This is a genomic window from Geodermatophilus sp. SYSU D00742 (assembly GCF_054049935.1).
Window position 1 is genome coordinate 1 of record NZ_JBJGYJ010000074.1, and the last position, 767, is coordinate 767.

At 71.4% G+C, this 767-nt stretch carries 1 protein-coding gene; it reads left to right on the forward strand.

The features are described from left to right. A partial coding sequence (locus ACI78V_RS22845; protein ID WP_456855118.1) for a zinc-binding dehydrogenase occupies window positions 1-767 on the forward strand: 767 nt, incomplete at both ends.

The window sequence follows — 767 nt, forward strand, 5'->3', positions numbered from 1 at the left end:
ACGTCGCCGTCGGGGACTACGTGGTCCTCAACTGGCGGGCGGTGTGCGGGGAGTGCCGCGCCTGCCGCAAGGGTCAGCTGCAGTACTGCTTCAACACCTCCAACGCCACCCAGAAGATGACCCTGGCCGACGGCACCGAGCTGTCCCCGGCGCTGGGCATCGGCGCGTTCGTGGAGAAGACCCTGGTCCACTCCGGCCAGTGCACCAAGGTCGACCCCGCCGCCCCGCCCACCGCCGCCGGCCTGCTCGGCTGCGGCGTGATGGCCGGCGTCGGCGCGGCGATCAACACCGGCGCGGTCCAGCGCGGGGAGTCGGTGGCCGTCTTCGGCTGCGGTGGCGTCGGCGACGCCGCGATCGCCGGGGCCAAGCTGGCCGGCGCGACCACGATCATCGCCGTGGACATCGACGACCGGAAACTGGAGTGGGCCCGCAAGTTCGGCGCCACCCACACGGTGAACAGCAAGAACACCGACGCGGTGGAGGCCATCAAGGGCCACACCGGCGGCTTCGGCGTGGACGTGGCCATCGACGCGGTCGGGCACCCGGCGGTGTTCGAGCAGGCCTTCTACGCCCGCGACCTGGCCGGCCGCGTGGTGCTGGTCGGCGTCCCCACCCCGGACATGACGATCGAGCTCCCGCTGATCGAGGTCTTCGGCCGGGGTGGTGCGACGAAGTCCTCCTGGTACGGCGACTGCCTGCCCTCCCGGGACTTCCCGATGCTGATCGACCTCTACCTGCAGGGCCGCTTCCCGCTCGACGACTTCGTC